Here is a 26,240-nt window from a genome sequence, read left to right on the forward strand (position 1 = left end):
ATCCTTCCTGCTCTTTACCTCTATACCGGTATGTTTCTGACATAGTGGTTCATAAAGACCTCTTTTAAGTATCCCTTACAGCAGAGGGCCGCCACTATCCTTAAAAGCATAAGAAGAGTCATACCGGTTTCCTTCTGGACCTCATCTATGCTTTTTGCGTAGAAATCGAAACAACTATACACCACCATTTCATCTTTTTCAAGGTTCAATTCTGAAAGAGCCTGTTCAAGCTCCTCTGAAACGAGTGGTTCCTCCTCCATTTTAAGTGCCATGATAAGGCTCTCAGAAGACCTTATCATACCGGCTCCCTGCCAGATAAGCCTGTTGGTCCCGGCCGAAAGCGGATCTGTTATCCTGCCAGGGAGGGCATATACATCCTTTCCCTGATCAAGGGCCAGATCAGCAGTGATAAGGGATCCGCTTCTCTCCCTCGCCTCTATCACAAGCACTGACTCAGAGATCCCGCTTATAAGTCTGTTGCGGTCAGGAAAATTCTGCTTAAGTGGTCCTGTCCCGGGAGGAAATTCGCTTATCAGGGCACCGCTATGTGGTATCTGCTCATAGATATCCCTGTTGCATGCCGGATAGCATATATCTGTCCCAGATCCTAAGAAGGCATATGTCTTCCCTCCTGCCATAAGTGCACCCCTGTGCGAATAGCCGTCTATCCCCATTGCCATACCGCTTACGACGGAAAAGCCGTTTTCTGCCAGCACCTTTCCTATCTTTTCGGAAAAAAGTCTTCCGTATCCGCTGCATCTCCTGGCACCCACCATGGCTATAAGCCTCTCCCTTTTATCCGGGAGCCTGCCCCTTACGAAAAGTGCGACCGGTGGATTATGTATATGCCTAAGCGCTACAGGAAAATCCTCATCATAGATAAAGCTTATCCCATTCAAAGGATCCGAAAAATACTCCCTGTATCTTTCAGCCATAAGCCTGCTGCCGTATTCCTCACGAAGAATGGATAGACTTTCCTTTTTTATGATGTCCATCCCAAGGATCGTCTTATCTGTCCTCCCAAAAAATCCCGCCGGAGTCTTGAAGGCCGTAAGCAGGGCTCTTTTTTCACTGCGATCCATACACTTTGTCACTGCGAATGCAAATTCATCAAAGCTCCTGTTCATCTTACGACCTCCCAGAATCTTCTGTCGAGAGATCTGAAAAATCCAGCCTCTGCTATATGCTCCTGTCCTACGTCCTTTTTTCCTGCCAGGTCGGCTATAGTCCTTGATACCTTAAGTATCCTGTAATACCCCCTTGCAGTAAGCTCCTCTGATGCGAAAAGCTCCCCTATGCATTCCCTTGTCGCCTTAGTAAGCCGGCAGTATTCCTCTATCATCTTCGATGAGGCCTGACTGTTGAATGTATAGGGCTTATCCCTGTATCTCTCCCTCTGGATATCATGAGCCCTTAGCACCCTCTCCCTTATCCTCTCTGATGATTCATTATTGCTTTTGTCCATCAGCTCACCATACTCAACCCTTCTTGTCTGTACGCACAGATCGAATCGGTCCAGCAGGGGCTCCGATATCTTTGACAGATAATGTCTTATGGATGGAGTCGAGCAGGTGCATCTTTCTGACGGATAATAGCCGCATCTGCATGGATTCATAGCTGCGACAAAAAGGAAATCAGCCGGATATTCCTCCTGATAACGGTTTCTTACTATATTGATCTTACCTTCCTCAAGGGGCTGACGTAAGGCCTCAAGCGCCTCTCTCTTAAACTCAGGAAGCTCATCCAGGAAAAGAACTCCGTTATGGGCCATTGTTATCTCTCCGGGATTAAGGCTGTTTCCCCCGCCTGACATGGCAACAGCTGTAGTAGTATGGTGGGGACTTCTGAACGGACGCCTGATATTTTCATATGAGATCCTGAATTTGCCGCAGATACTGTATATCTTCATCAGCTCCAGCTTCTCATCATCTGAAAGAGGCGGCATTATAGAAGGAAGACATCTGGCTATCATGCTTTTTCCTGCTCCGGGAGGCCCGTACATGAGAAGATTGTGCATGCCCGCAGCTGCTATCTCACAGGCTCTCCTTGGTATGGCCTGACCATGAAGCTCACCAAAATCAGCCTGATCATCCACAATGGCCTCACTATCCTTATCAGGACAGTATTCTCTTACCCTTCCCGTATCAATGTATTCTAACAGCTCTGCAAATGAGCCTACTCCTATCGGCTCCATATCCGGGACAAGTCTTGCCTCCTGCAGGTTGTCCACAGGTATAATGCATTTTTTGATACCGTTTTCACGGGCCACAAGAAGCATTGGGAGCATGCCCTTTACAGGAAGCACCTCTCCTGACAGACGAAGCTCTCCGCAGACAAAAACGTCTGAAAGCCTGTCTGGATCCATGCGGCCCAGAGCCGCAAGAACAGAAAGAGCTACCGGCAGGTCAAAGCCGTTTCCTGATTTCCTTATATCTGCTGGTGAAAGATTGACTGTGATATGTCTGGCCGGAAGCGGAAAGCCCGCTGCCTTAAGGACTGTCCTGACTCTCTCCCGGCATTCCTTTACCTCGCCTGAAAGCGAGCCGACCATATCAAAAACAGGCAGACCGTCACTTACATCTGCCTCTGCTGTGACCATAGTTGCCGTAAGGCCTCTTATAGTCCCGCACCTTATCTGACTTAACATAAAGATCCTTTCCGGAGATCATCTGGAAAGAGAAATTTGAAAAAGATAGTGAAATGATAGCATGGATCCAGAAAAAAGGCAATTACTTTTTGTTCTTCAGAACATATCTTCTGATATACCTGTAGGTCTCCTCTTCTCCCTTTTCGGCATTCATCAAAAGAAGCTTATGGAGCAGAGCGTCAGAATCCGGATGGATCACATAGTGTCCATGTCCCCTGAGATAATAGTTAAGAGCTGCATCATCTGTATACTTGTCGCCAAGATAGTTCTTGCAGGCTGATATCCTGTCAATATACATCTCGACCACATATCTTACCGGCATCTTCATCCCGCAGAGTGGCATTTCACCGTCCTTTGAACCTACATTATAATCGATCCAGTATTCGTAATGATGCTTGTTCCTTCCCTTGTGATGAAGCCAGGCTGTAGAAAGGCCCTTTTCCTCCCTCTCCCGGTTGTTGGGGCTTCTGGTGCCCTGATAGTACTTAGCGCCAACTGAGAACTCTGTCCATGAGTACTTTGACAGGTCATGCATCAGTCCCTGCCTGTATAGTCCAACCTTGAAACAGCTCTTCATCACAAGATGTCTGTGATGAGTTATAGTCTTGAAATGCCTTATCGCATTGATCAAACTCATGCTTTACCTTCCTATTAGAATTGAAACCGTACCCCCCGGCACCGAAACAGATCCATCGCCGCATTCGAGTGGCTTATCAAGGAAGCTGTCATCGCCTGTATTTGCGACCAGATACCATTTCCTTCCCTCTCCTGTCGAAGGAAGCGCATAGGTCCTGTCGTTGTAGTAGAAATTAACCAGCACCATCACATCCTCCTCGTTTTCACCGGCATAGGCTCCTGCATAGAGGGTTCCGAGCCCCTTCTTCTCGGGACCTATTCCCATGATCCAGGGCTCTGTATCATGGTATGAAAGATCCGGAAGCCCGCAGCTCAGATAATCTGTCTGCTTCATAGGAGCCTTTGTGCGTATAGCAGGATGATCCTTCCTGAACCTGATCAGATTCTTTACAAAGCTGTAAAGCTCCTTAACGTCCTTTTTCGAAGAGTACCTGACCCAGCCTGTAGGATTATCCTGCCCGTATGGATTGTTATTGCCATCTGCGCTGTTCAAGGCCTCATCTCCCTCCGTAATAAGAGGAACGCCCTGAGAGAGCATTATGCAGGCCAGTGCTGATCTGACGCAGGTCAGACGGTTTTTCATGACATTTCGGCTTGTGGTCTTTCCTTCTATGCCATGATTGGAACTGCAGTTATAATTGCTCCCGTCGCGGTTGTCCTCACCGTTAGCCTCATTATGCTTCTCACCGTAGCTGTATGCGTCCAGAAGAGTGAATCCGGTCTTTTCTGCAGCATAATTTACAAATCCGAACCTCTCCCCCTGCCGTCTCATCTGATTGGCAAGCTCTGCTACCGTCCCATCCATATGGTTCTGAAGCCTGCGAAGAGGATATATGAAGTCATCGTTGTAGTAGAAGAATCTCTTATGATCCTCTCTTTCAAGCTTCCTCTCATCTATCCTGTCATAGAAAAGCTTTACATTTGAAAGCCTTGGATGCCTGAGAAGATACTCGATCGGTAAACCCTCTCCTATCAGATGAAATCCGTCGACCCTGTATCGAGTATGCCAGTATATCAGTATATCCGCTATAAATCTGGGATCTGAAATGATATCCTCTGATGTAAATGAAAACTCCATCAGAAGCTCCATACCGGCCATATGCAGGGCATTTGACAGCATATCCATCCCCTTCTGCGGATCTGATGGGAAATATGATGACTTCGGGGCAAAATATGCCCCATCGCCATAGCCCCAGTAATTTATCCCCGACGGCTCGCTAACATGCTCCTTATACTTGTCTCCTGACTCGCTGACCCTGAAGGTATTGTAACGGATCTCCTCAAAATCATATAAAGGCATGAAAAGAACTGAGGTAATACCTAGTTCCTTGAGATAAGGTATCCTTCTGATCACACCCTTGTATGTGCCCCTAAGCCCGGCCGGAAGAGATGCCTGCTCAGTAAATCCTCTTATATGAAGCTTGTAGATCACCATATCACGCGGATCTATCACCGGAGACTCCACAGGACGATAGGGAATAGGATCTCCTAGGCCGCCAAAGATCCTGTAATCCTTTTTCTTCCTGTTCATATCGTTCCATTTCTCACGTCCGAACACTACATGAGCATAGGGGTCCATGTATTCTCCTATGCCATCCTTTAGTCTGTAGAATACTCCATCCGGTAAAGGATCAGGAAAAAAGACAGAGAAAACCCGTCCTCTGGCAAAGCTCTCGTCAAGCATTACCTCTGTTTTCCCCTTACGCCTTTTATTATAAAAAATAATAGAAAGCCAGCCATTTGTACGTGCTATCACAGTAAATTCAAAGCCACCAGCACGCCTTTCTGCTCCGTAATGTCTGAAGCTGCCCTTTTGTATTGATAATTTCATCTTGTTTCTTTCTTCTACAGCCATAAGCCAAAACACCCTCTCTAAAGGACATTTCCTCTCGCAACAATACCTGCTATTATATCATAGATCATTATAAAAAATCTATTTTTTTATAAAATAGAACATCCTAGTCAAGCGCCTCCCTGATAAAGGGAGAAGGATAATAGGAATGATTCCCGTATTTAGCGCTAAGAGAAATGATAAGCTGTCTTTTTGCTCTTGTCATAGCCACATAAAACATCCGTCTCTCCTCCTCAAGCTTTACCGCTGTATCAGCCTTATCAGACGGTGTGATCCCCATTACCGCCCCTATTATAAAAACATGATCAAATTCAAGGCCCTTGGACCCATGGAAGGTATATAAGCCTATTCCACAGCTCCTTTTTGTCTTAGAAGCTTCCCTCTCCTCCATCTTCCTTTTCTCCTCCATAGCTCTTACAAAATCCCCTATTCTATGATGAGAAAAGGCGGCCTCCTTAAGCCTTCTGGCATGCTCCATATACATAGCCTGATCTAGCCCCTTACTTCGTGTATAGTCACAGATATAGGTGCTGTAGGACATACGCCTTAGTATATAATCGATCGCAGCATATGGGCTTAGGCCACTTATGAAATCAAGCTCCCTGCTGAACTTGTCTGCCTCATCGCAAAGGATAGTGTTTCTCATAAGACAAAGCCAGCTTTTCCTGTCAACCATGTCTCCTGAAAGCCCTATCCTGCCAAGATTCCTGTCAGGATGACTAAGAGCCCTTATAAAATCCTCACAGCTTACATATCTATCAGAGGACCTTAGTATAGAGATTATATCCCTGTAGACAAAGCTTTTGTAAAGAGACAGACTGCCCCCTCCCTTTATCATGCCTCTTTTTTCAAGTTCAATCATAAGAGAATCTGCTATTCTTCTGTTACGGTAGAGCACTGCTATTTCCCCTTCCGGCTCTCCCTTTGCCAGAAGTTCCTCTATCATATCACAGACCTGCCCTGCCTCATCCCTCTCATCCTTTGCCGTTATGACATGCAGCAGGCCCTCCTGCTCTGAGTCTGCAAGCAGTCTCTTTTCAAACCGTCTTTTATTGTTTGAAATAAGCCTTGACGAGGCCTCAACTATAGCCCTGTCAGATCTGTAATTGCAGGCTAAGATGATGGTATGTGCATCCGGATAATCCTCTGTAAAGCTTAACAGAAAGGATGGATCAGAGCCCCTGAAGCCGTAAATGGCCTGATCATCGTCCCCTACTATAAAAAGATTCTGCCTTTTCCTCGACAGATCTCCTATGATCTGATACTGGAGAGCGTTCATATCCTGTGCCTCATCCACCAGGATATACTTAAAGCGCCCTCTCCAGAAATCAAGTCTGTCGGGATGCTCAGTAAAAAAGCTCTTAGTTCTGACAAGAAGATCATCAAGATCAAAAAGTCCGGCCTCCCTCATCACTCTCTGGTAGGAGCCTATAACCGCCATCACAGTCTCTGCTGTCATATCAGGAGGAAGGCTGTCATTACTGAGATGACCGCAATTCTTATAATAGCTTACTGTACGAATGAGCTTAGGATAAAAGGTCTGGTCTTTTGGCCTTATTCCATGCTCCTTTACAGCAAAAGAAAGGAGGGCAGCTGCCTTCCTTCCGGAAACGATTGAATGATCAGATATAAGTCCTTCTCTTTTCAGGATATTAAAAAAAATCGAATGAAATGTGCCGAATGCAGGAAGAGAAGCCGGTGAATGACCGCTTACAAATCTTTTCTGCATTGACACAGCCGCATCCCTTGTAAAGGTAACGACTAATATATTCTCAGGAGCTACGCCTCTTTTTTCTATCAGATGGCCTATCCTTTCGGTCAGCACAAGAGTCTTCCCGCTCCCGGGCCCTGCTATACATAGGCAGGGTCCATTAAAATGTGATACAGCTTCCTGCTGTGGTCCGCTTAATTCCATACTCTCCCCCCCTTTCTTCTTATCCCTCAAGCTTTGCTATTGCAGCCCTTATCCGCTTAAGCGACTCATCCTTACCGAGTATCTCCATGATCTGGGTCGCCCCTCCCGGAGTGGATGCCTTTCCTGAAAGAGCGGTACGGATAGGCCACATAACAAAGCCGACCTTTAAGCCCTTGTCTGCAGCGAATTGCTTGAGCGAGGCAAAGAGGCCGTCATTAGAGAAATCCTCCACTCCCTCAAGCAGAGGAAGGACATCCTTCAGAAGCTCGAGCGAATTTTCCTCGTTGCACTTGTTCTTCTTGTTTATATAAAGCGAATTGTCATAATCGCCTACCTTTTCGAAAAAATCCACAAGGTCCTTTATATCAGGGAAGATCTCTATCCTTGACTGGACGAGCTCTGCTATCTTTTTCTTGTCACAGTCTCTCTTTACTGTATCATCAATATAAGGAAGAGCCTGCTTATAGAACAGATCCGGGTCCATTTTCTTGATGTATTCACCATTCATCCATTTAAGCTTGGTGACGTCAAAGACAGCCGGGCTCTTGCTGATATGCTTATAGTCGAACTTCTCTATAAGCTCAGGAAGATTCATTATCTCCTGATTATCCTCAGGACTCCAGCCTAAGAGTGCGACAAAGTTTACAATAGCATCTGTAAGATATCCCTGATCTACAAGGTCCTCAAACGAAGAATGGCCGCTTCTCTTTGAAAGCTTCTGATGATCTTCATTTGTGATAAGAGGGCAGTGGATGTACTTTGGAACCTCCCATCCAAAGGCCTCGTAGAGCCTGTTGTACTTAGGCGATGATGACAGGTACTCATTTCCCCTGACCACATGTGTGATTCCCATCAGATGATCATCGACTACATTAGCGAAATTATAGGTCGGATATCCATCTGACTTTATAAGTATCATATCGTCAAGCTCACTGTTGTCTACTGTGATGTCACCGTAGATTTCATCATGGAAGGTCGTGGTACCCTCCCTTGGATTATTCTGTCTTATGACATAAGGAATCCCTGATGCAAGTTTCTCCTCTATCTCCTCCTCCGAAAGATGAAGACAGTGCTTGTCATAGATAGAGATGGTCTTCTTCTCTCCATTTTCGTCTGTAACCTCATGCTTAAGACCATCAAGCCTCTCCGGAGTACAGAAGCAGTAATATGCCTCTCCCTTTTCTATAAGCTCCTTTGCATATTTCATATATATGCCCTGCTTTACCCTCTCGCTCTGGACATAGGGACCTACTCCTCCATCCTTGTCAGGTCCCTCATCATATGTAAGCCCTGTATCCTTCAAGGTCTTATAGATGATATCGATGGCACCATCCACATATCTTTCCTGGTCGGTATCCTCTATACGGAGGATGAAATCCCCTCCCTCATGCTTTGCTATAAGAAAAGCATAGAGAGCTGTACGGAGATTCCCTACATGCATTCTTCCTGTAGGCGACGGTGCAAATCTTGTTCTTACTTTCATTGGTCTTGCTTCTTTCTTTTTTTCTTTATTGTAGATATCAAGAGCAGATATCTTTTTTATAACTGGTTCCTTCTTTTTTTCAGGGACTAATCCTTTTTTCTCGTCACTACTGCTGTGACCACCGGCTCCTCCCCCCGCGACAGTCTCCGCTTCCTTCTTACTGCCGGTCTTCTTATTTTCCTCTACTTTTTTATTGATGTCAAGTCCGCAGAGACGATCAACTGACCTTAATATCTCAAGGATCTCCGGAACATAGAAATCCTTTTCCTCCATCATCTTATCTATCTGCTTTCTCTCGTCCCTTACCTGGTCTCTCTCTGATTCTATCTGCTCCTTAAGGTCTCTTTTCTTCTGGATAAGCTCCTCGCATACATCCCTCATTGCATCCTCATGAGCTAAGGCTGCTGCCTGCTTCTCCCATATATGGGGATCATATAGCCGTAGCGGAGCTAAAAGCTTCATCAGATAAGTAGACCAGTAGCTTAAGTCCCTGTCGTCCTTTTCGAACCTGTCTCTTTTGTCATTTAATTCCAGATAGCTGTTGTATAAGAACTCCAGCTCTGTCGCACTATGGACATGATACTTTTCGGATGTAGCATTTATTGCTGCCGTTATATTAGCATACTCCATCCTCGCGACATTTAACAGATTTATCGTTGAATTAAGGTCCCTTAAGAGTCCTTTTCTCCTCCTTATCGTAGAGGCCTGCCAGAGAAAGAGGATTATCGCTGCAAGAGCGAATCCGAGCAGGAAAACCCCTATTATACCCTGGGCTGCCTCGTTTCCCGATCTTTCCGATGCTGCAAATAGTATTATTATAGTAGCGAAGAAAAGAGCCATTAGCATTATACAGATCTTTCTCGCATAGGAGCTCTTCGTCGTAGCCTCATCGAAATCCATCTTAAGCTCCCCTTTATCAGCCTCAAGAGCATGCATCTTTGTCTCGGTTTTCTTCTGATAGGCTTCATTTTCTCTCATCCGCTTTATGTCAAGGGATATACTGCCTTCATTCTCTTCTATAAGCCTGTAGGCATCATCTGAAATGCTTTTAGGCGCATCCAAAAAGGCCTGACGGCTTTTTCTTGCACGTTCAATCGAGGAGGCGGTCTTTTTTACAGCCTCCATTTCCTTGCCCTTAAGCTTCCTTATCCGCCTGATGTCCTCCAGATAGCTGTCTATAACCCTGACTCCGGCCTTTTTCCCCTCTATGTCCTTCGTAGTGCCTATTATCTGCTCGCAGGAGTCAAGTATATAATGCTCGATCTTTTTGGGATTATCAAGGCTCTCCAGTGAATCGATCTCACCTATCAGATCATCGAAGATCTGATCCTGGGTTTTTTTCTTTTTTTTCTTCTTAAAGCCAAACACCTTATGCTCCGTACTTCCTGATATAGTCTTCCCTAAGACCATAGAAAACATTTTCTTTTTTAAGGGCCTCATCCTGGGCCTTCTTCACCTGATCCGATTCAGAGGCTGCCTTGAATACCTTCCTTGCCATTTCTATCTGGTCAGGCCTTATATGAAAATCCTCGACTGCCTTGTCGATCGCCTTCTCATCTCCTGTCTCCATAAGACAGAAAAGCATCTGGGAAAGACTTTTTGAGGATGTGTTTCGCTCATAGGCCATCCTGTAATATTCGCTTGCCTCCCTGAACAGAAAGGCCCTTGCGTAGGCATATCCTATGTTATGACATACATCACCGTAGAAGCCTCTTGAGATCCCGGGTATCTTTAAGATTTCCTGATAATTGAGTATGGCTCTCCTGATTCTTCCCTTTTTTAGGAGCTGGTCTGCTATCCGCTTCTTTTTCTCCTCAGGAGACAGCTCCATGAAAAGCATTATATCATGCACAGTATCCCTTATCTCAGCCGGAGTCAGATATCCGCAAGAGGACAGGATAGTCTCTATCTGTACATGAAACGGCATTCCCGATCTTTTCTGTGTCCGCAGTCTCTCAGACAGAGCCGTAAATGAAAGCTCCTGATCAATCCAGTCTAGAAGCTCATCAGAGATGAGCATAGGATCAAGAGTCTCGGTATTATGGTAAATATAATAACAGAGTTCCTCAAGAGAATATATATTAAGCGATGCATTCTCTATATAGAACGGTGTGGCAGCCATAGGCTGTCTGCATAAAATAAGCTCACCCATCAGTCAATCCCAATCGTGGTCGTAAAGGTCCGGCCACTTCCCTTTTCTATCTCTCCGAAGCCCAGATCAAAGATACTTACGCTTACCTTCCGATCAGAAAGCGGTACAGCAGTGATACGAAGCCTGGTAAGGCCCGGTGCCCGTTCAGGCAGATCCTTTAGATTTAAGACATTCTCAACGGTCTTTCGGCTGTCAGGCTTTTGTATATAAAGGGAGATCGAGGGATCGCCGGCCAGAATGACCTCGCACTCTCCTCTCTCCTCATACCAGCTTTTCCCGGCATCGATAAGAGTATAGAACTTTTTCTGGTTCAGATCAGATACCAGAAGCGAAAGCGAAAGCTTAAGCTCATTATCACCTATATACATAAAGGGCCACTCAGCCCTGCCTGCCCTAACAAGAGAAGCATAGCAGGCTCCGTCTGCATAAAGGTTCTGACCTATGAAGACCTTATGCCCCTGCATTGCCCTCTTAAGCGAAGCCTTCATCCACTCTCTTGAAAATCCGTTTCCTGTGAGATATATTGTCGAAACAAGAGACCCCTTGAAACATTCCTTTAGTATCTCATCAAAGGAGGTGTCCCTGTCAGTCTCATCAAGCGTATAATATTTTTCATATAAGGATACCATGCCTGGCTTTGTAGTATAGTTTACATTAAGCCTTATAGCATAGACATACAATCCATTATTCTCAAAAAGCATAAGGTCATGTCGTCTCTGGTCCATAGGCTGGGAAAGACAGTAGTAGTAAAAGGCCTCATTCTTTCCTATTACACTTGTCCGCTCCGGAGCTATATGGCATTTCCCGGCGCATCTGGTGATCAGATCTACAGTCTCCCTGTTTACCTTTGGAACAGAAAAGCTCGCATAGGCCACCTCCCTGATTCCTGAAAGGTTCTGTGCCATTTGTATAAGAGCGCGGATAAATATGAGAAGAAGCTCCTCGGCTGAAAACAGCTGGGCATCCACTATCAGATTCTCATTGTTTACGGCCTTGTCAAAGAAGCCTGTGACAAGTGAATAATCCTTGTCATCCTTCTTCCCTAAAGCGTCATCACCGATAAGCCACTGTCCTATCCCGCTTCTCTTTGCAATGGCCATAGGGAAAACATAGTTTTCCTCTCCATAAACCTTTGAAACTGTCACAGGAGACTTATCCCCCGGATTGATATAGCTTATAAGAGCCCGCTCATCTGAGATATCTATCCCTAAGACTGTCCCTGTGCCTTTATCTAAGCCTTCACTAGTCATTTATCACACCATAGAAAAAAGATCATTTTCTGAAACATCTATGCGGATATAATCCTCCACATCCTGCTTCAATGCGTCACTTCCGGAATGCTGGTCCTTATAGATCGCTCCCAGGCGTCCAAACCGGCTGTCCGCTATCTCCTCAATATAATCCTGATCCATTATCTGCCCTTCTTTTCTGATATCTCCCTGTAAGCTCCGTATAGAGTAGCTTACTCTTTCTCCCTGGAACATTATAAAGGTATATACATAGATCCCGTCATAGACCTCTGTCATCTGGGCAGTCTTTTCCCTGCCGTCTGGAGAGCTCAGTCTGATCTCAAGCGTATCAAATGGATCGCCCCTGTATTCTATTATCATCCTCTCGTAGATGCCGTTTTTTACTACAAGGCTTATATCAAGCTTCTTGTAGAAGGCGAAATATCTGCCCGCAAGCAGATTCTCTGTAAGAAGGGTCGTTGCATTTTCCATCTGCTGGTCACTAAGTGAGTCAAGGGCAGAATAATGCATAAGAAGGGCAGTCTTCATAGTACGGTTTATTTCGCTTCTGCGGAAGTCCTCCTCTATCTCGTCAAAGAAGCCATCCTCTGTCTCTGAAGGAAATCCTCTTATATATCTGTCAGAATAGTAGGTCAGATAAGCCCTCCTAAGCTCCTCGTCACCTCCAAGGCTTACCAGGCTTTTGTATACCTGTGAGATAACAGGCTCATTGCCCTCCTCGTAGATCATCTGGGTTATGATCCTGCCGCAAAGGTTCCTGACATCAGCCTCCCTTGCTCGGGCATATTTATAGAGAACGAGCATCTGGCTTGTAGGTCCCTTATAAAACCTGCACAGATAGGCAAGGCTGTCGTCGTTGAACAGAAGCCGCCCAAGCAGATATGAAAGCAGGGAGGTAAGGAAGCCATCCTCCTCTTCATCCTCCTTCCTTTGTCTGCAGATGGAGCTGGCAAGAGAAAGAAGCTGGTTGTCTGCTATGTTTAAGGCATTTATTTCCTTTATAGCCGAGTAGGCTTCATCTGTCTTTCCCTGGCAGATCAGATTCCTGATGATAAAGGCGCTCTCCTGTGGAGGGAATTTCTTCAGGTCACCCTTCTCATAGGAAAAGGTCGCAACCAGAGACCCCTGTTCCTTAAGCCTTGCCGGATCTATATCCATAAAGAACCTGGTACGATAGCCCCAGTCAGCCTCAGGTGACATGGCAAAGACTATCTCTGACTCGCCATCATCGGATACGGGCTCCGAGTTGTCGGTTAAGTCTGGGAAAAGCCTTTCTGTATAGAAGGCATCATTCCCAAAAAGAACCCCTCCCGGAGTAACAAGCACAGGGAAGTATTCCTGATCATCTATATCTATTATAGCATAATGATCCCTTAAGATCCGCTTTTTGGGTATGCTGTCCTTCCTCGTGAATATATACAGCTCTCCGCTTTCTTCGGTCATACAGATGAGCTTAATCGAATTCTTAAGGCTTTTCAGTATAGAAAGGAGGTCCTTGTCCAGAAAACCCCTTGTATACATATCTTTGTATATTATAGCCAGATTGTCACTTATCTTGCCTTCCTTAAGCTTTTCTATAGCAAATCTCTCTATCTGCTTCAGATATACCTCATATACCGAAGGACGCTTTTCCTTATAGGTGATCACATTTGCATAAAGGAACTCTCTCTTGTCATCAGGCAGATCATTCTCATAGGCAAAATACATAGTAAGCATTCGAGGCAGCATATCCATGCTCAAATCATCGACACTGTACAGATAGCACTCAAAGAGTCCTGTAAGATTAAGCCCTGTCTCTATTCCTCTCTTGTACCAGATCAGATATTTCTTTCCTATGCATCTCGTCCTTAAAAGGAATGATACTATCGCCTCAAGAAGGCTGTGGTCCATAAACCTCTGATAAAGCTCTGATGCAAGGCCATATACTCCGTCCGAAAAGGTCTTCAGATCATATATACACTCGCAGACTGACGGTATAAGGTTTTTGGACAATGCATCCCTGCGAAGCCCGAACCTGAGCACTGACAGTGAAAATGAGTCAAGCTGGCCTGTCATATATGGATAGGCATTAAGCATATCAAGAGCCTCAGCATAAAGCACAGGAGAATTCACTCCCCTTACTATCCACTGTCTTATATCACGAAGCTTCTCAAGCGGAGCCTTTACATATCTCTTTCTAAGGAAAAGCAGGAACCAGAAGATCCTTGAGTCATCCGGATGAAGCTCCTGTATCTGCTCTATCTCCTCGGTGATCCTGTCTATATACTCCTCATCAGAATCGAGAAGGGTACACAGGTAAAGGAGAAAGGCCCATTCAAATGAGGTCTTGTCTGCAATCAGCTCCTTCAGGCGCTTGATATTAAGGAAGGCTTCCTTCTTCTCTCCGGCAACTATCTCCGCCATAGTAAGATAGCATAGGGCAAAGCAGTCAGAAGGATCCTGATCGAGGAAATAGCCGGACGCTTCCCTGGCACTCTTTAAGAAAAAAGTCTCGTCTGCCTTTCTCAGTCTGAAATCCAGATAGGAATTCATTGCAGAGGCTATTATCTGCTTTTTCTTAAGCCTTTTTGCATGAGGCTTTTCTCCACGTCCGTAGGTAGAGGCTGTAACAGGACGGGTGATATAAAAACCATTTCCTATTATCCTAAGGGTGGTCAGATTGACTCCCTGATGCAGTCTGTCCTTTTTTATGAAGAAAGGTACCTCAAGGGTCCCTCCAAAGAAATCCTGATCAGTTGCCTCTGTCTTCTCAAGCACCATGAAGCTGTCCTCTGGCACCTCGAAACGAAGCTTAATATAGCCCTCGGTATTCCTTGTGATTCGAAAGCTTTCCCTTGCGTCACCATTTATAGAAAAGAAAAAGAGATTCTCAGGAAAGACATGGATATTCACTGCCTCCTTAAGACCGTTTGCGGTAAGAAAGCTCTCAAGCGCAAGCCTTGTGAATCCCATTTCAGCAGTGATCGCCCTATAGCTTAAATAGGTATCATAAAAATGTCTGACAAGAAGATTCCTGAAATCAGAGGAAGCAAATACCTCTGCAGCCTGGTCCTGATCCTTTTCAGCTGCCTCAGCGAATTCCTTTAAGTCCTGTATCTTTTTCCCATTAAGAAAAACAGGGCGTTCCTCTACTGTAAAGACATAGGGAAGAGTATTCTCATATCCGTCTGATACTATAGTGAAATGTCCCTCTATCTTCTCCCCCGGAAAGAATCCGCTTATATGCACAGTATAGGCCATACTGGTCCGTTGGCCAGAAAACTCAGGCTCTTTTAGGGTCACATATGGGCTCGATGAATAAATGATCCCCGATATGCTGGCATCCCTTTGGCCGGAGATCACAAGAGAACCCTCATAATCGTATCCCTCTGTACAGATCTCTTCTATTCTTTCTGGTTCAAATGCCGGGAGCGGGAAGTCTCTTTCGAAATCCCCCTGACTTATCCCTCTGATCTTCTTTTCCACCGGAGACAATGCCTTTCTTTACTTTTTTACAAAATACAATATAATTATAAATGTTTTACAAAATTTATTCAATAAGGAGTGGTATTTTGATAAAGCATAAGGATCATTTTCATGGCAGCGATCTCGAGCTGATCGAGAAGATATACGGTATAAAAAAGGAAGAGATAGTAAGCTTTTCTGCAAACGTAAACCCGCTTGGCATCTCTCCGCGTCTTTCCTCTGATCTGTCAGAGCATATACATTGCATAGAGACCTACCCTGACCGCGAATACACTGACTTAAGAAAGGCCATAGCCTCCTATGCCGGCTGTGACGAAAAAAGCATAATAGTAGGAAACGGCTCGACCGAGCTTATATCTCTTTTCATACAGGTGACTGCCCCGAAAAGAGCTCTTATCCTGGGACCCACCTATTCCGAGTATGAAAGGGAGATAACGCTTAACGGCGGACGTACCTCATATTACCCCTTGAGGGAGGACGGAGACTTCGTTCTGAATCCGGATGACTTCATCTCTCATCTGTCTGATGATATAGACCTTATAGTGCTTTGCAATCCGAATAACCCGACCTCATCGGTGATCAGAAGCTCCACTATGAGGCAAATACTCGATTCCTGCAAGGAGCATGATATCAATGTGATGGTAGATGAGACCTATGTTGAGTTCTGTGAAAACGAAAGAGATATCACATCTGTCGGCCTTACATCTTTTTACAATAATCTGATTGTATTAAGAGGGACTTCCAAGTTCTTTGCCGCACCTGGTCTCCGTCTTGGTTATGCTATCACAGGAAACGAGGACATCCTTAAGGAGATAAACCAGAAAAAGAATCCATGGATGATCTCCTCACTTGCTGAGGAGGCCGGCAAGATAATGTTTACTGATACCGATTACATAAGGGCCAGCAAGGATCTGATCTTTTCCGAAAGAAAAAGGATCTATAACATATTAAAGGATAGCAGGGCCTACAGACCCTACTATCCTCATGCGAATTTTATGCTTATAAAGATCCTTGATGCAGACCAGAACAGTCACAGTCTGTTTGAACGCTGTATCAAGAAAAAGCTTATGATCCGTGACTGCTCAACATTCCCTTTCCTGTCGGATCGTTTCATCCGTATCTGCTTCATGATGCCTGAAGACAATGACAGACTACTAGAGGCGCTTACAGGTGATATGTCTTAGGCTTAAAAGGCAGCTCTTCTCACCCTTGCCTTATCCAGCGCAGTGAGCACCACAAAAAGCATTACCGAATAGATAGGCCAGGTGATCACATTCTTTATGACTCTTGGCAGGAAGAGTACCTTGAAGGCCTGACCATAAAGGATAGACAGGCAGAGGGTATTTATAATAATGTTGCAGAACAGATCAACTATACCCTTTGTCACAAAAATCCTTACCAAGGAAAGCTTCCTCTTATAGAGAAGAAATCCGTAGATCAGGGCACCTATCATGGCGCATATTGTAAATCCAGGGAAAAATCCGCCATCCGGACGGATGAAGTAATTGATAAGATCAAGGGCTCCTGCTGCTATTGCTCCTGTGACAGGCCCGAATAATATGGAGATCATGGCCTGAGGTATCCATGACAGGCCTATATGGATATATGGACCTATATTTATAGTAGATACCAGGGTAAGCACTGAAGAAAGAGCCATAAGCATGGCTGTCATGCATAATGACCTTACATTCTTAAGTTCTTCGGCTGAATCCTTGAAAATTGCTGTTATCCTTTGCATAAAAAATACCTCCTTTGCAGTTCCTTTAACCGCACAGGAGGGCATCACTCTTATGCAGCAGCGGGATGCGACCATAAAACCGCGGTAAAAACCTTCGTCCTAATGACAACTCCCTGTTCATCAGACACTTAACGCAATACAGTCTACTCTGCGAATAAAATATTAATAAGTTCGAAACTACTTTAGCACTTTTTCGAAAAAAGTCAAGCCCCGGATATGTCCAATTCATATCCGGGGCTCTATATTTGATCTTTTTTCTTTTTCTCTTATTTATTACTGTACTGAGTAGAGAAGCTCACCATATGTAGGATATGGCCACAGCTCATGAGGAACACGGCTCTCAAGCTCATCAATGACTTCACGCAGGCTGTCCATATCAGGAAGGATTGTATATCTGTTGTAGGAAGCAAGTTCCTTTACATCATCCATATCGTCTTCCTTAGCGACATCCATATCAAGCTTCTGGAGTCTGTCATAGAGCTCCTCTACCATCTCTGCTGCCTGAGCTAAAAGCTTCTCCTCTACTCTTGTAGGGATGCCTGTTCCGGTAGCCTTCATATCATTGATGGTCTTTGAAAGGAACTGCTCATAGCGAAGACCTGCACCTATGATCTCATCCTTTGTCATGTCTGAGAGAGTCTGAGCCTCGATATTGATCTGCTTGTAATAATTCTCAAGACTGATCTCATATCTGGAACGTATCTCTGTCTCTGTGTAGACCTTGTTCTTTGTGAATACATCGATGGATTCAGGCTCAATGAAGGCCTCAGTAGCCTCTACTGTAGAAGGAAGATTACGAAGACCTCTCTTCTCTGCCTCCTTTACCCACTCCTCAGAGTATCCGTTACCCTCGAAGATGATCCTCTTATGGTCTGTAAGATGCTTCTTTACAAGCTCTGACATTGCTGAATCAAAATCAGATGCCTTCTCAAGCTGATCTGCATACTCGCTTAATACCTCGGCAACAATAGTATTAAGAACTATGTTAGGAGAAGCTATAGAAGCGTTTGATCCTAAGGAACGGAACTCGAACTTGTTTCCAGTGAATGCGAACGGGCTTGTCCTGTTACGGTCTGTAGTATCCTGCGGGATATGAGGCAGGACTGAAGCGCCTATCGACATAAGCTTCTTGCTCTTGTCTGTATAGTCAGTTCCCTCCATAATGGACTTTATTACATTATCAAGCTCATCTCCTACATATACAGAAATGATTGCTGGAGGTGCCTCGTTGGCTCCAAGTCTGTGATCGTTTCCTGCAGAAGCAACGGAGAATCTCAGGAGTCCCTGATATCTGTCAACTGCCTCGATAACTGCTGTAAGGAAGAGCAGGAACTGGGCATTCTGTGAAGGAGTATCTCCTGGCTCCAGGAGGTTCTTTCCAGTATCTGTTGAGAGAGACCAGTTGTTGTGCTTTCCTGAACCATTTACTCCATCGAAAGGCTTCTCATGAAGCAGGCAGTGCATATGATGCTTCTTTGCTACTGTCTTCATGAGTTCCATTGTGAGCTGGTTGTGATCTGTTGCTATATTTGTGGTGGAGAAAATCGGAGCGAGCTCATGCTGAGCCGGAGCCACCTCATTATGCTCGGTCTTTGCAAGAATACCAAGCTTCCAGAGCTCATTATCAAGATCCTTCATGAACTCCTTGACGCGCGGCTTGATCTGACCGAAATAATGATCATCAAGCTCCTGTCCCTTTGGAGGCTTGTTTCCGAATAAGGTACGACCTGTATAAAGGAGATCAGGTCTCTTCTTGTAGACATCAGCATCGATCAGGAAATATTCCTGCTCAGGTCCTACCGTTGTGATGACTCTCTTTGTATCATTGTCGCCGAAAAGTCTTAAGATTCTTACAGCCTGCTTGTCAAGCGCCTGCATTGAACGAAGAAGAGGTGTCTTCTTGTCGAGTGCCTCACCTGAGTATGAGCAGAAAGCTGTAGGAATGCAGAGTGTATCCTCCTTGATGAAGGCATAGCTGGTAGGATCCCAGGCTGTATATCCTCTGGCCTCATATGTATCACGAAGCCCGCCTGATGGGAAAGATGAAGCATCCGGCTCACCCTTTACGAGCTCTTTTCCTGAGAACTCCATAAGAACCTTTCCTCCATCTACTGGGGAAATAAAGGAATCATGCTTCTCAGCTGTCACTCCTGTCATAGGCTGGAACCAGTGTGTGAAGTGGGTTGCTCCATTCTCGAGAGCCCAGTTCTTCATAGCCTCGGCTACGACATTTGCCATGTCAAGCTGAAGGTGGCTTCCCTCCTTGATAGTCTTCTGAAGTGCCTTGTAGACGTCCTTTGGAAGCCTCTGCCTCATAGCATCGTCATTAAAGACCTTGCTTCCAAAAATCTCCGGTACATTTACCATTGTGTTGTTTCTCCTTTCCTTAACAGAAGTTTATATCCCTGAAGCGCCGTAATTCTTCAGAACTCTGGCACTAGGATCATCCACATCGCAGTTCTCCCAGTTCTTGTTCGGCATCCAGTATGCCGGGATCATCTGGGCCTGACCCTTATAATACTTCTCAAAGAGATCTCTGTAAAGCAGAGACTCCTTTGTGAACGGAACCGGTGCTAAGCCCTCTTTTCCATAGAAGGCTATCCTTTCATGGAATTCCTGGTCTGTATAAACAGTCTCGGCATATTCCTTTATATCATCTACCATGGAATGTCCGACAGCATCTGAGAATGCTGCCTTTTCACGGAAGAGAAGGTCATCAGGGAGATATCCAGTTCCCTCAAACGCATGACGGAGCAGGTACTTTCCCTTATTATACTTATTCATCTTGAGTTCTGGATCTATGCTCATCACATAGCTTGAGAAGTCCAGATCGCCAAAAGGCACACGTGCCTCCATGGACCAGGTGGATATGCATCTGTCGGCACGAAGGACATCGTAGAAATAAAGCTCATGGACCCTCTTCTCGGCTTCCTTCTGGAACTCCTCAGCATTCGGAGCGAAATCTGTATACTTGTAGCCGAAGAGCTCATCGGAGATCTCTCCTGTGAGGAGCACCCTGATATTGCTCTGCTGATGGATAGCCTTGCAGCATAGATACATTCCCATGCTTGCCCTTATGGTCGTGATATCGTAGGTACCGAGCTCAGCTATGACCTCCTCGAGAGAGCTTATAACCGTATCGCGGTCTATTATCACCTCATGATGGTTGGAGCCTATATAATCTGCTGCTTCCTTAGCATATTTGAGATCTATGGCATCTGTATCCATTCCGATTGCATAGGTCTCAATAGGCTTTCCTAAAAGCTTCTGGGAAATGGCGCATACAAGGGATGAATCAAGTCCTCCTGAAAGCAGAAAGCCAACCGGAGCATCAGCATCGAGTCTCTTGTCAACAGCCGCTATAAGGCGCTCCCTTATACCGCTGCATATATCATCAAGGCTTCCGCTTATGTAGTCATGTCTTGCTGCAATATCGCAGTATAGCTCAAACTTCCCGTCCTTATAGAAATACCCTGGCGGGAAAGCTATGATCTTGTCCACAAGGCCGCAAAGATTCTTGGCCTCGCTTGCAAAGACTATATTTTTATTACTGTCATATCCATAGAAAAGAGGTCTGATCCCGAAAGGATCTCTTGCGGCTATAAGGCTCTTAGACTTTGCATCATAGATAACACATGCAAATTCGGCGTCAAGTCTTTTAAACATTTCCGTCCCGTATATTTCATACATAGGGAGCAGAAGTTCACAGTCACTGTCACTCCTGAATGTATAGCCCTTTTCCTCTAATATCTTCTTTTCCTTGCGGAAACCATACAGCTCACCATTGCAGATAACTGCATTGCCATTCAATGTAAACGGCTGCATCCCCTCAGGGGTGAGACCCATGATCGATAGTCTCTGAAATCCGAGTCTTGTCTTGCCAAAGTCCATTATCCTTTCATCGTCAGGACCTCTGGAATGAGTCTTTGCAAAATGCTCTCGAAAGGATGCATCAGTGATCGCTGACATATCCTCAACTGCCATAATAGAACACATTTCTTATACCTCTTTTCTTTCCAACAGCCTCTTTTCTGCTTTCAGGACAAAAAAGAAGGCGTCACGAACTCCTTATGGAATTCGAGGCGCCTTTGCCGTTTCTGTTACGATGTTAAAAGTATATGACTTTCATCTTTCTTTGTCAAGAAAAAAAATAAAATAATTTACTTTGTTCTCTTCTCGGAAGTCTCTTCCTTTACGGCATCCTCAGGCTTCTCGACTGCAGCAATGGCAGCCTTCTGCATAGGGATCCTGCAATTCTTGTTGGAACCGAACTCCACTATTATCGTATCACTGTCGATATCGATAACCACTCCGTAGAAACCGCTTGTAGTAAGGACCGTATCTCCTACTGCGACTGTATTGAGAAGGGCTTCCTTCTTCTTTGCTTCCTTCTGCTGAGGACGGATCATAAGGAAATAAAGGATCACAAACATGATCACGATCCATATGATGGTAAAGAATCCTCCGCCGGCTGCTGATGCCGTCTTATTCAAAAATACAGGGTTTAACATTTTTTCCTCCTAAAGTTAATCACAAAGCTTTTACTATTGTAACCAATTCAAGGTCACTTTTCAAGAGAAACTTCCTTAAGCTCTGAAAGCTTCTCTCTCTTGAACCTTGCGTAGCATCCTGCATCTATAGCATTTCTTATCTGCTCCATAAGATGATTGTAGAAATAAAGATTATGCATAACGCAGAACCTCATTCCCAGCATCTCCTTTGCCTTTAGCAGGTGATGGATGTATGCCCTTGAGTAGGTACGGCATACAGGACAGCCGCAGCCCTCCTCTATAGGCCTCATATCCTTCTCATAGCGGGCATTGAAAAGATTTCTCTTTCCCTTATTGGTATATACATGCCCGTGACGTCCGTTTCTGGATGGATATACACAGTCAAAGAAATCGACTCCTCTGTCGACTGCCTCTAGGATGTTTGCCGGAGTTCCGACTCCCATCAGATAGGTCGGCTTGTCCTGTGGCAGATATGGCAGAGTCACATCCAGTATATGATACATCTGCTCATGGCTTTCACCGACAGCCAGACCACCAACCGCATATCCGTCAAGGTCAAGCTCACTGATCCGTTTTGCATGGTCTATCCTTATGTCCTCATAGATGGCTCCCTGATTGATACCAAAAAGAAGCTGGTCCTTATTTATCGTATCATCTCTTTTATTAAGCTCTGCCATCTTATCCCTGCATCTTACCAGCCATCTGTAGGTACGGTCAACTGAATTCTTCACATAGTTATAATCAGCAAGGGCATTGGGACACTCATCGAAGGCCATGGCTATCGTCGATCCCAGATTGGACTGAATCTGCATCGATTCCTCAGGTCCCATAAAGATCCTGTGTCCGTCAATATGCGATCTGAATGTGACTCCCTCCTCCTTTATGCTTCTAAGTCCTGCAAGGGAGAATACCTGAAAGCCACCTGAATCGGTAAGGATAGGACGGTCCCAGACCATGAAGCGGGCAAGACCTCCGAGCTCCTTTATCACTTTATCACCTGTTCGTACATGCAGATGATAGGTATTGGAAAGCTCTATCTGGGTCCCTATCTCCTTCAGATCATTTGTTGAGACGGCTCCCTTTATAGCTCCGACTGTTCCTACATTCATAAAGACCGGAGTCTCTACACTGCCATGGACCGTCCTGAATGTAGCATGCTTTGCCCGTCCATCTGTTTTTCTTATAATATACTCTGCCATATCATATCCTGAGTCTATCAATCCTTGCGCTCTGACCGGCCAGCAGGGCATCAGCTATCACAAGTGCGCTCATGCACTCTACGACCACAACTGCCCTTGGCACTATGACCGGATCATGGCGTCCCTTTATCTCTATAACAGTATCCTCTCCTGACTGATCAACGGTAGACTGAGGTCTCGAGATCGAGGGCGTCGGCTTGAAATAGGCTCGCAGGATGATATCTCCTCCATCGGAGATACCGCCTGTGATACCGCCTGAATGATTTGTCTTTTTATGGACTCTGCCATTTTCCATATAAAGCTCGTCATTATTCTCGCTCCCTCTGGAAAGAGCGACAGCCGTGCCATCTCCTATCTCAACTGCCTTTACAGCTCCTATAGACATTACCGCATATGAAAGCCTTGCATCGAGCTTGTCAAACACAGGGTCTCCAAGACCAGCCGGAATGCCAGTTGCTATGCATTCTACAACTCCGCCTGCTGAATCCTGATCCCTTATGCAATCCTTAAGAAAATCTCCTGCCTGCTCTGCTGCCTTCTTATCAGGCATATAGAGAGGGTTTTTACAGCACTCTTCAGGATCAAATGATGATATGGTCACCGGTCCTATAGACCTTGTATAAGCATGGACCTCAATACCGAATTCATCAAGCAGCTTAAGAGCCACTGCTCCGGCAGCTACTCTGGCTCCTGTCTCCCTTCCTGAGGACCGGCCGCCGCCTCTGTAATCCCTGAAACCGAATTTCTCAAAATATCCCAGGTCAGCATGACCTGGCCTGAACTTGTCCTTTATATTGGAATAATCCTTTGAATGCTGATCGGTATTCCTGATAAGAAGAGCTATAGGAGTACCTGTCGTCTTCCCCTCAAAGACACCTGAAAGGATCTCAACCCTGTCTGCCTCATTTCTCTTGGTAGTAAATTCGGACTGTCCTGGTCTTCTCCTGTCCAGGTATTTCTGGATATCCTGCTCTGACAGCTTCATCCCGGCAGGACATCCGTCAACAACGGCGCCTATAGCCGCTCCGTGTGATTCTCCAAAGGTCGAAACCCTGAAATTAGTTCCAAAAACTGAACCAGCCATATATCTCCTCTTGGTCTACAGCTTCTGGATCCAGATGCTGTTAGGCTTTCCTACTGTAACAGGTCTGTTCCTTAGCAAAAGTGTCTCATCCTCATGGTTTACAGCAAAGGTACGTATCTGATTGGAATCATGATTTAATACTGCAACGTACTTATCTCCCGGTAAAACAGCTATAGCCTTAGGGAAATATCCGCTGGTAGGAAGCTGGGCTGTATGGGTAAGAAGGCCGGTTGTGGTGTCACGCTTTAGCCAGCTTACTCCGTTAAAGCCGTCGACCGAGACATAGACATATTCCTGATCATGTGAAAGCATAAGCTCACAGGAAAGATCAGAAAGATTTGCCCCCTTCATCGAGGGGATTACCTGTATCCGCTCAAATTCAGGCTCGTCGTCCTTTACACTGTACTTGTAGACCTCTATCTCATTAGTCAGCTCATCAAGTATGTAAAGGAACTTACCGTCCTTTGAAAACTTCTGTGATCTTGGTCCAGAATCCAGATTACATCTTATCAGATCGCACAGAGAAAGCTTTCCTTTCTTATAATCGATCTTGTATACCTTGATCTGATTGAGGCCGTAGTCGGCTGCAAGCAGGAAATCCTGATCAGGAGTAAGCCTTACGCTTGAAACCTTAGGATGGTCAAGTCTTCTGTCGTTTGCAGATATGGCCACTCCCTGATGAAAGATCCCGTCAGCTATGTCTCCTATGCTTCCATCAGGATTAAGCCTCATCATAGTGACCTTTCCATCATGAAAGCCCCCTACAAACAGATATCTTCTCTGATAGTCTGTAGTAACAGCGCATCCTCTCATCCCGTCTATATCGGCCTGATTGATCTTTTTTATCATACCGTCTGACTCGATCGAGAAGGAGGCTACTCCCTCATCCTCTATCGAATACAGGAATTTCCCGTCTGATGAGGCGCAGAGATCAGAGGCATTGTTTATAGGGGCAACGCCCTTCTCTGTAAAGACTCCTGTATCAGGATCGATGTCATAAACATAGATCCCTATGCTGTTCTCATGTGTGTAGGTACCTACATAAGCTACATATTTTTCTTTACTCATATCTAATCCGCCAGTTCCTTTCGTCTCAGAAGGTCCCCGACCTGCGCCACAGGAGGCACTGGAAAATAGATTGTCTCCTTAGGATGTGGCGCCGATTCCACAGGCTCCCTGTCCGAGTTAAAAAGTTTATCGATTCTTACAGGTATATTATCCCCGTTTGGCTTCATAATTTCAATAGTTTCACCTACTGAGAATTTATTTTTTTGAGAAATCCTGGCCAGTCCGTCACATATCTCCTCTATCTCGCCAATATAGGTGGCTCCCTTCTCATATGTATTGCTGTCATAGATCTGGGCCTCATCCTTTGGCTTGCCATAGAAAAAGCCTGTGGAAAACGGCCTGTAGGTGCACTCTCTTATCTCCTGCTCATATAAGGGCTTCTTGCTCTGATACTTATCGACCGACACCGAGAGGTCATCAAGCGCCATCCTGTAGGCCCTTACAACGGTAGCGACATAGAGATCGGTCTTCATCCTGCCCTCAATCTTTAGAGAATCAACCCCTGCATTGCAAAGATCATCCAGGTGTCCGACCATATTAAGGTCCTTTGAATTAAAGATATAGGTGCCTCTGTCATTTTCCTCCACAGGGAGATATTCTCCAGGTCTCGTCTGCTCAACTACTCCGTACTGCCAGCGGCATGGATGGGTGCATTCTCCCTGATTGGCATCACGTCCGGTGAAATAATTCGACAGCAGGCATCTGCCTGAATACGAGATGCACATTGCTCCGTGTACGAATATCTCCATTTCCAGATCATCCGGTATATGCCTTCTGATATCAGCTATCTCCTCAAGAGAAAGCTCCCTTGCGCCTACCACACGCTTTGCTCCCAGGCTGTGCCAGAACTTAAATATCTCGTAGTTTGTATTATTGGCCTGGGTTGAGATATGCAGATCGGTCCTTTTATTATCGATTATCTCCTTAGCCATCTGGAAGATGCCGGGATCTGCTATAAGCAGGCCATCAGGACCTATATCATTTAATTCCTTAAGATAGGCCCTGACCCCCGCAAGATCTCTGTCATGAGCAAAGATATTTACGGTGACGTATACCTTTTTTCCTTGCTTATGAGCAAAGGCAATGCCAGCCCTTATCTCTTCATTTGTGAAATTATCTGCTCCGGCCCTAAGGCCAAAGCTTTCGCCTCCCAGATAAACAGCATCCGCCCCATAGCGTATAGCGGTCTTTAGTACTGAAAGGTTTGCTGCTGGGGCAAGTAGCTCCGGAATTTTCATAT

The 26,240-nt window shown here is 45.3% G+C and carries 18 protein-coding genes and 1 riboswitch; of the genes, 1 reads left to right on the plus strand and 17 read right to left on the minus strand.

The genetic code is table 11. The features are described from left to right. Positions 1 to 20: 20 nt before the first annotated feature. From dprA to ACTNCK_RS00985, 9 genes are all read right to left on the minus strand, one after another. Positions 21 to 1,127: a DNA-processing protein DprA gene (dprA, locus tag ACTNCK_RS00945; RefSeq protein ID WP_441080402.1), complete on the minus strand. Its 1,107-nt coding sequence runs from the start codon at positions 1,125 to 1,127 to the stop codon at positions 21 to 23. Then, positions 1,124 to 2,647 carry a YifB family Mg chelatase-like AAA ATPase gene (locus ACTNCK_RS00950; protein WP_441080403.1) on the minus strand — a complete coding sequence of 508 codons (1,524 nt, stop codon included), beginning with the start codon at positions 2,645 to 2,647 and terminating at the stop codon, positions 1,124 to 1,126. The genes dprA and ACTNCK_RS00950 overlap by 4 nt, the downstream gene beginning before the upstream one ends. Before the next feature lie 82 nt (positions 2,648 to 2,729). After that, positions 2,730 to 3,275: a DUF5662 family protein gene (locus ACTNCK_RS00955; RefSeq protein ID WP_441080515.1), complete on the minus strand. Its 546-nt coding sequence runs from the start codon at positions 3,273 to 3,275 to the stop codon at positions 2,730 to 2,732. Positions 3,276 to 3,287: 12 nt separating this feature from the next. After that, entirely contained in the window at positions 3,288 to 5,138 is a 1,851-nt protein-coding gene (locus tag ACTNCK_RS00960; RefSeq protein WP_441080404.1) for a hypothetical protein, read from the minus strand. A 103-nt stretch (positions 5,139 to 5,241) separates the two neighbouring features. Next, positions 5,242 to 7,050, minus strand: a complete 1,809-nt coding sequence (locus tag ACTNCK_RS00965; RefSeq protein WP_441080405.1) for an ATP-dependent helicase — start codon at positions 7,048 to 7,050, stop codon at positions 5,242 to 5,244. Between the two features lie 19 nt (positions 7,051 to 7,069). After that, positions 7,070 to 8,533 (minus strand): glutamate--tRNA ligase, encoded by a 1,464-nt coding sequence (gene gltX, locus ACTNCK_RS00970; RefSeq protein ID WP_441080516.1) that lies wholly within the window; start codon positions 8,531 to 8,533, stop codon positions 7,070 to 7,072. Between the two features lie 1,369 nt (positions 8,534 to 9,902). Further along, a complete protein-coding gene (locus ACTNCK_RS00975; RefSeq protein ID WP_441080406.1) occupies positions 9,903 to 10,685 on the minus strand; it encodes a hypothetical protein in 783 nt (260 codons plus the stop codon). Continuing rightward, complete coding sequence (locus ACTNCK_RS00980) at positions 10,685 to 11,935, minus strand: DUF5716 family protein (protein ID WP_441080407.1); 1,251 nt, start codon at positions 11,933 to 11,935, stop codon at positions 10,685 to 10,687. The genes ACTNCK_RS00975 and ACTNCK_RS00980 overlap by 1 nt, the downstream gene beginning before the upstream one ends. A gap of 3 nt (positions 11,936 to 11,938) precedes the next feature. Beyond that, a complete protein-coding gene (locus ACTNCK_RS00985; protein WP_441080408.1) occupies positions 11,939 to 15,400 on the minus strand; it encodes a DUF5717 family protein in 3,462 nt (1,153 codons plus the stop codon). A gap of 86 nt (positions 15,401 to 15,486) precedes the next feature. Here ACTNCK_RS00985 and ACTNCK_RS00990 point away from each other — a divergent pair, with 86 nt between their 5' ends. Next, complete coding sequence (locus tag ACTNCK_RS00990) at positions 15,487 to 16,584, plus strand: pyridoxal phosphate-dependent aminotransferase (protein WP_441080410.1); 1,098 nt, start codon at positions 15,487 to 15,489, stop codon at positions 16,582 to 16,584. 2 nt (positions 16,585 to 16,586) lie between these two features. Here ACTNCK_RS00990 and ACTNCK_RS00995 read toward each other — a convergent pair whose 3' ends face one another. The 8 genes from ACTNCK_RS00995 to ACTNCK_RS01030 form a co-directional block, all read right to left on the minus strand. Then, complete coding sequence (locus tag ACTNCK_RS00995) at positions 16,587 to 17,138, minus strand: folate family ECF transporter S component (protein WP_441080412.1); 552 nt, start codon at positions 17,136 to 17,138, stop codon at positions 16,587 to 16,589. Positions 17,139 to 17,194: 56 nt separating this feature from the next. Beyond that, positions 17,195 to 17,291, minus strand: a riboswitch (THF riboswitch). 120 nt (positions 17,292 to 17,411) lie between these two features. Continuing rightward, positions 17,412 to 19,505 (minus strand): glutamine synthetase III family protein, encoded by a 2,094-nt coding sequence (locus ACTNCK_RS01000; protein ID WP_441080414.1) that lies wholly within the window; start codon positions 19,503 to 19,505, stop codon positions 17,412 to 17,414. 30 nt (positions 19,506 to 19,535) lie between these two features. After that, entirely contained in the window at positions 19,536 to 21,134 is a 1,599-nt protein-coding gene (gene asnB / locus ACTNCK_RS01005; protein WP_441080416.1) for an asparagine synthase B, read from the minus strand. Between the two features lie 164 nt (positions 21,135 to 21,298). Further along, the gene (gene yajC, locus ACTNCK_RS01010) at positions 21,299 to 21,649 is read right to left on the minus strand and encodes a preprotein translocase subunit YajC (protein WP_441080418.1); all 351 of its coding nucleotides are present in this window, start codon (positions 21,647 to 21,649) and stop codon (positions 21,299 to 21,301) included. Positions 21,650 to 21,702: 53 nt separating this feature from the next. Then, entirely contained in the window at positions 21,703 to 22,848 is a 1,146-nt protein-coding gene (gene tgt / locus ACTNCK_RS01015) for a tRNA guanosine(34) transglycosylase Tgt (RefSeq protein WP_441080420.1), read from the minus strand. Position 22,849: 1 nt separating this feature from the next. Further along, positions 22,850 to 23,932 (minus strand): chorismate synthase, encoded by a 1,083-nt coding sequence (gene aroC / locus ACTNCK_RS01020; RefSeq protein ID WP_441080422.1) that lies wholly within the window; start codon positions 23,930 to 23,932, stop codon positions 22,850 to 22,852. 15 nt (positions 23,933 to 23,947) lie between these two features. Next, complete coding sequence (locus ACTNCK_RS01025) at positions 23,948 to 25,000, minus strand: lactonase family protein (RefSeq protein WP_441080424.1); 1,053 nt, start codon at positions 24,998 to 25,000, stop codon at positions 23,948 to 23,950. Positions 25,001 to 25,002: 2 nt separating this feature from the next. Next, positions 25,003 to 26,238, minus strand: coding sequence for a peptidase U32 family protein (locus ACTNCK_RS01030; protein ID WP_441080425.1), 1,236 nt, complete (start codon positions 26,236 to 26,238; stop codon positions 25,003 to 25,005). Positions 26,239 to 26,240: the final 2 nt, after the last annotated feature.

Source organism: Candidatus Weimeria sp. HCP3S3_B5 (genome assembly GCF_052064335.1).
Taxonomy (GTDB): Bacteria; Bacillota; Clostridia; order Lachnospirales; family Lachnospiraceae; genus Weimeria.